This is a genomic window from Pandoraea sp. CB10b_02, assembly GCF_002216225.1.
In the GTDB taxonomy this organism is placed as follows: Bacteria; Pseudomonadota; Gammaproteobacteria; order Burkholderiales; family Burkholderiaceae; genus Pandoraea; species Pandoraea nosoerga.
Genome location: NZ_NJGW02000044.1, coordinates 1 through 5,423 on the forward strand (window position 1 = coordinate 1; position 5,423 = coordinate 5,423).

The following is a 5,423-nucleotide window of genomic DNA, read 5'->3' on the forward strand; positions in this document are numbered from 1 at the left end:
GTTGCCCATCGTGAAGCCACCACCCACACCAAAGCTGTTCGCGCTGTAGTCGGAGTGGTTTTGGATGTCCGAGAACGTCAGCGTGCCCGTCGTCAGTTGATTCTTCGACGGGGCCGCCGTACTCGCGATGTACGCACCCTTCAGGTCGGTGTTGCCCGCAACGTTGACGTCGAACCCGCCGGTTCCCGCCTGAATTTCAGAAGGGGAAGATCATGCGTCCATATGGCAGCCGCTTCGCTGATAACGTCACGTACTTTTTTGCGAAAGCGATCATCGGATTCAAGAGGGTAAATGAAGCCGTTACGTATCATTGCGTTCCTTTTCGTACGTTTTACGAACCTTCCTCCAATTGTTTCCGAAGGGTCTTATGTTCAACTGCGATGCCCTGCTTGAGAATCCGCCGATTGCCGCAACAACAAACCCAAACAGGAACAAGAACCCTCCGAACGGCGCGGGCGGAACGCATTTGTATGCAAATACCATGACCAGCACCCCGGCAAACACCAGGAGCGTACGAACCCATCCGGCAAAGTTCCCTTCTTGAATGATTCGAATCTTCATTACTTACCGCCCCAATAATTTACGAAGTTTTCCCAGTATTTGTTCACTGCGTTTTGCGCCTTCTGGCCCTCGGGACTGTTGGTAAAAACGTTGGCTGTCTCATTGATCGCAGGACTTAACCGATGTCACCGAATTCAATGTGAAAGGCCAGAAGCTATACCTGTCGCCAGTAATGGACCTGTATAACGGAGAAATTATTGCGTGGCAGAGTTCTGTGCGGCCCACCTTCGATCTGGTCGGGAACATGCTCAAGAAAGCGTTCTGCCGTCTTGGGCGCGACGAGCGCCCGCTGCTGCATTCCGATCAGGGGTGGCAGTACCAGATGGCTGCCTGGCGCAGGCTGCTGGATCAGCGGGCGATTCGCCAGAGCATGTCACGCAAGGCGAACTGCCTGGACAATGCGGCGATGGAAAGCTTCTTCGGTACACTCAAGGCAGAGTTCTTCTACCTGAACGAGTTAGACAGCGTTGAACAGCTACAGGCTGGACTCCGGCAGTACATCCATTACTACAACCACGAACGTATCCGGATGAAGCTCAAAGGGCTGAGTCCTGTGCAATACAGAACCCAGCCCTTGGGTATCTAGCTTCTTTGAACCGTCCAACTTTTGGGGTTCAGTTCACCGAACTCTTGTACTCTTGTACTCATGCATCTCGTCGTGGTGCTCCCGCTCCACTGCCGAGTCGATGGTGACGTTCTGGCCGATACCGGTCACGTCCCCAGCCGCCACAATATTGCTGCCACGAACCAGAAGGTCGTTGCCCGCCACCATGCTCGCGTTGCCGTTCAGGCTACCGACAAGGCTACCCGTCTGCGTCACGCTGCTCGTTCTTGCCGTACGAGATCCCCACGCCACCCGACGAACCCAGCCCCGAGCTCTTCTTCTCGTAGAACGTGCTGCTCTGGCTCTCGTTCTGCGCCGACTCGATGCGCAGAACGCGTCCGGCCTGCAGGGCGACGTCCCGCGTCCCAACGACCGTCGACCCACTGACGACGAGACCCCGTCCCGCCGAGACGCCAACCGCATTGCCTGACACCGTCGAGCCCACTGCAATCGTCTGATGCGAGCGGGACGACGACGCCTCCTCTCATAGGCACCTAACATCGCCCTTAGAAAAAAAACTTTTGATTGCCATCGTCCCCAAGATTGCACACACTAAAGTGACACATATCCAATAGACGGTTCGTTCTTTTGAACTCATCCCATTGCTCTGGGTTGGTCCTCCGCCTGCAGTCATAATTACCTTCATTATTTCAACGGTTCCGTACTTGTGTGGAATGCCGCCAAGGCTGTACGCCGAAGGTGAGCGGGCCTAGCGACCGATGCCCAATTCAATCCCGGTCGCTCCCTGTATGAATGGGTACGGGATTGATGCTACCCGTCTGACATGCTACGAACCCGCATTAATGGCCGCGCTACCTCTGTTGCCGTGTTTGAGGCGACAAATCAACAGCACCGACGCTGGTCAGAATGCTCTTCTTCCAACTCACCAGCCTGTTATCTGCGGGGCGGTCACAACAAAGACATCGTGCGCTTGACTCTCCCAACGAACTCCGCCGCGGTCAGATTGTTTTTTTCCGCAGTACTAGCATCAATGGGTGGATCGACTCCATCCCAAATGCAATCGAGCCTCGCTTCGAATCCGGGGAAATGCCAGATACCTCCCTCAACCCGCGCAATAACCAACCCGAGTTGACCCGCCTGTTCGCAAAACGCAATTGCCGCATCGACAGATAGCTTCATCACAACGCTTCCACCGAGTGAGAAAAAGTCATCCGACGAATCGCAGTGCCGTTGGAAATCAATATTCACCACGAATCACTTCCGTTTAATTCGACTGTCGGAAATCCAGCCAGGATCGTTCTTGCCGTTCACCTGAACAACTTCGCCGGGTCCGGTCGTTGACCACTACGTAACCGCTTTTCGAGCCATACACGGATGCGGGATCATTTCTCGGCAATCCGTCTGGAGTCTTCCCTGCGGACCGATTATCCATCGTCGTCCCGACAGGCCCCTCATTGACGACTGTCTGCACTTCTTGCTGCGTCCATCCACGAGCCTCAAGCTTTATTCACATCGCCTTGAATAGTCCGTACATATCCTGCCCCGTCAATTCATTTGTTTTGCGCAATAAACTTTCAAGTGCATCATAGTCTGTACCGAAGTCAATTTTTTGCACCGCAAGCTCCATGCAAACAGACCGAAGTTGAGCAGTCAGTTCGCATAGTGCAGCGATAATATTTTCGCGGTCACACCCAGGCTCTTGTAGTGTGTCACGACCAACGGAATAAGCCTTTTCATAGGCCCCAACACTAATATTCGTTCTTATAAGCTTTGCCACCTTACTCACACACACTTCCATCACCGGTGCACCGCTCACAGCTTCATCGAACGACGACTTGGTGAATTGCAATGACCCGCCGCAAGAGTATTCGTCATCCAAATGCGAGTCCTTGAAGGCGGTGATCGTGACGTCGTTCCCCGCGAGAACGGTCGCGCTTCCCCCAGCAGAAATCGTCGAGCCGCTGATTGTCGTATCCCGACCGGAGGCCGTTGCCAGGCTTCCACCCGCCGCGATTGCGCTGCCGACGTGCTGCGTGATGACGTCGCTACCGCCGTTCTGTCCGTCGCGGGTCCCTACCGTCTGCGATTGCCTGACGGTCCGCGTGTCTTCTTCGAGTTCGGAACAAGCCACTGATTACGATTAGGTAGGGTGCATGTAATTTTTAATCAGGCCTCATCGCAATACGGCGATGTTTCCAAGATGTGGGAAATTTCGCCCTGCGCTTTCTCCACCCAGCCGGGGTTGATTGAAGCAATCAATTCAACCTTCTTTGCAAAGGCGATCCGCCTCGAGTCTTTTCCCTCTATCCGCTTCCGAAGCTCATAGTCAAAAGACACCCTCGAACAGATGGCCTCAAAAAAACAATACAAGAACTCATCCAAATCGGTTGTCGTCCGGCGCGAGAATTCAAATCCTCGCTCAGCGATCACGTAGTGAAACTCACCGTCTTGCAATTCCAAATGCGGAGTCCCATCACCCACGGAAACCGCCCTGAGAAAAAGCTGGTCTTTGGGTATCGCCACGCGAGCGCCTAGCCTATAAATTTGGTCTTGAATCGCAGTCGCGTCAGTCATCGCTTCGTCATCTCTTTCGAGTATCTATTCTTGAGCAACCAGTCAACGTTATCCCGTTCGTTTAAGTTTGGGAGCATTTGCATCCCTCCGTCGGTTGACCAAAAGCGGAAACGGCAACTCCCTGAATCATTGGCAACTCTTTCGTCACTTGGCACACGTGACATCTCATCTAGAAGATGACGGCATACCGTTCTGAAGCAGGGGATTGTGTGTCCACCCTCGCGTGCTTGTTCCACCGGTAGCTGGATTTAGTGGCTGCCTATTCCGTATCGATACCTAGTAGCCGCCCTCAAGTCCAGGGGCTGGCGTCGATCCAGACGGCATGACACGAATATACGTGCCACCAGCGAAATTAAGATAACCATCATCTTTAATTCGAAATCGGAAAATTATGACAATAAGAATTCATCCAAAACAGAGAGATTCCACGCAACCGCCTCCAGGGTGGCATCGAACTTAAACCGATCAGCATCCTCGAACGACCAGAATTCGGATGGAGAGAAATAATGGGGCCCAATGCCTAGCTGAATATTAGTCAAGTATATTCCGCGATCCGTCCCAAGAGAAAACCGCAGCACGTGCTTTCTATCGACAAGAAAGTGTGAATACACCCCCCCAACATCAATATCTTCAGATCTCAAGAAATTTTTTACATATCTGTTTCTTGATCTGTAGTAACTAAGAACGCAATCATCCAGAAAGTCCAAACTCTCAAAGTCATTTTTTAATTGCATGAAAAAGCCCTCCATCCCCGGACTTCAACGAATAACCATTTTTTTGCAAAAAATCGTACTCTTTTGCCGTGAAAGTGAAATCACCAACCGTCCTTGGGTCGACCGTAAACGTAAAGCTCTTCCCTTGCGCGATCTGCTGCTCGAGAAAAGTGCGATTTATGTTCCACATTTTGTCCGCCCCCAGTTGTCCTTGTACGGCAGCCCAATCAGACATGGAAAAATATGTCGCCCCTCGGGATTGCGCCACCATCTCGTATGAACGATCGCTACCTGCGATGTATTTCCCCAGAATCACCTCCGAAGCGCCCGCATTGTGGGTAGAACTAAGCGCAGCTTGCCTATATGCCTGCTGCAGAAGTTCTGGCGTTGCTCCATCGCGATAAAAGTTGTTTATGCGAGCGGCTAGCGCGACGGCGGCACCTGTCCCAGCCGGCATCGCTGAACCAGCGACAAGCTCACCAACACCAATGCCGATCTGATTCAAACATAAGATCACGTTCGCGGCGCACATCTTGGAAGCAGCTGCGACGCTTGCAGCAATCTCCGGTGCAGCTCCCGCGGTCAGAAGACCTGTCGCAATAGCAAGACCAACCGTCGGATTTCCCTTTGACGCCGGCAACGCCTTCTGCTCAGGACTCAGTGAGCCGTCTTTGTTGCCGTTCAGGAAGGGATCGTTGTACTGGGCCGTTGTGGCGGTGAATAGATTACCAGCGTTCTGGTTGATAAAAGCAACGGCAACAGGATCGCCTCCCGGTCCCTTGCTTGCCGCCGCGTCCACCAAACGATAACCATTCGCCAGCAGCATACTCCGCGCCTGCTCCGCGGTCAGTGCCTTGCCGGTCTTTTCTTCATAGAACTTCGCGAAGTCCTTCGCGTTGTCCTTCGCCCACTTCCGCTCATCCGGATGCAACTGCCGGTTAAAGCGATCGACGTTAAACCCTGTGAACGCGCCGGAACTCCCTCCAGCCGCCGCACCAATCACAGTGCCA

The 5,423-nt window shown here is 53.1% G+C and carries 6 protein-coding genes and 3 pseudogenes; 1 reads left to right on the forward strand and 8 read right to left on the reverse strand.

The window, feature by feature from the left end; genetic code table 11:
• Positions 1–195, reverse strand: a pseudogene (locus CDN36_RS22640) (hypothetical protein); the annotation flags it as partial.
• A gap of 481 nt (positions 196–676) precedes the next feature.
• Between CDN36_RS22640 and CDN36_RS22375 the strand changes: the two are divergent.
• Positions 677–1,147: pseudogene (locus tag CDN36_RS22375) on the forward strand (IS3 family transposase); the annotation flags it as partial.
• Between the two features lie 33 nt (positions 1,148–1,180).
• On the opposite strand, the gene CDN36_RS22380 reads toward CDN36_RS22375, so the two are convergent.
• The 7 genes and pseudogenes from CDN36_RS22380 to CDN36_RS22410 form a co-directional block, all read right to left on the reverse strand.
• The gene (locus CDN36_RS22380) at positions 1,181–1,381 is read right to left on the reverse strand and encodes a hypothetical protein (protein WP_287497971.1); all 201 of its coding nucleotides are present in this window, start codon (positions 1,379–1,381) and stop codon (positions 1,181–1,183) included.
• Positions 1,365–1,631 (reverse strand): annotated as a pseudogene (locus CDN36_RS22385) (hemagglutinin repeat-containing protein); the annotation flags it as partial. The pseudogene CDN36_RS22385 and the gene CDN36_RS22380, both read right to left, overlap by 17 nt.
• A gap of 443 nt (positions 1,632–2,074) precedes the next feature.
• The gene (locus CDN36_RS22390) at positions 2,075–2,377 is read right to left on the reverse strand and encodes a colicin immunity protein (protein ID WP_287497972.1); all 303 of its coding nucleotides are present in this window, start codon (positions 2,375–2,377) and stop codon (positions 2,075–2,077) included.
• Positions 2,378–2,390: 13 nt separating this feature from the next.
• The gene (locus tag CDN36_RS22395; protein WP_287497973.1) at positions 2,391–2,597 is read right to left on the reverse strand and encodes a colicin E5-related ribonuclease; all 207 of its coding nucleotides are present in this window, start codon (positions 2,595–2,597) and stop codon (positions 2,391–2,393) included.
• A 36-nt stretch (positions 2,598–2,633) separates the two neighbouring features.
• Positions 2,634–3,257, reverse strand: coding sequence for a hemagglutinin repeat-containing protein (locus CDN36_RS22400; protein ID WP_287497974.1), 624 nt, complete (start codon positions 3,255–3,257; stop codon positions 2,634–2,636).
• A 35-nt stretch (positions 3,258–3,292) separates the two neighbouring features.
• Positions 3,293–3,700 (reverse strand): Imm63 family immunity protein, encoded by a 408-nt coding sequence (locus CDN36_RS22405; RefSeq protein ID WP_287497975.1) that lies wholly within the window; start codon positions 3,698–3,700, stop codon positions 3,293–3,295.
• Positions 3,701–4,417: 717 nt separating this feature from the next.
• A partial coding sequence (locus CDN36_RS22410; RefSeq protein WP_287497976.1) for a hypothetical protein occupies positions 4,418–5,423 on the reverse strand: 1,006 nt, incomplete at its 5' end.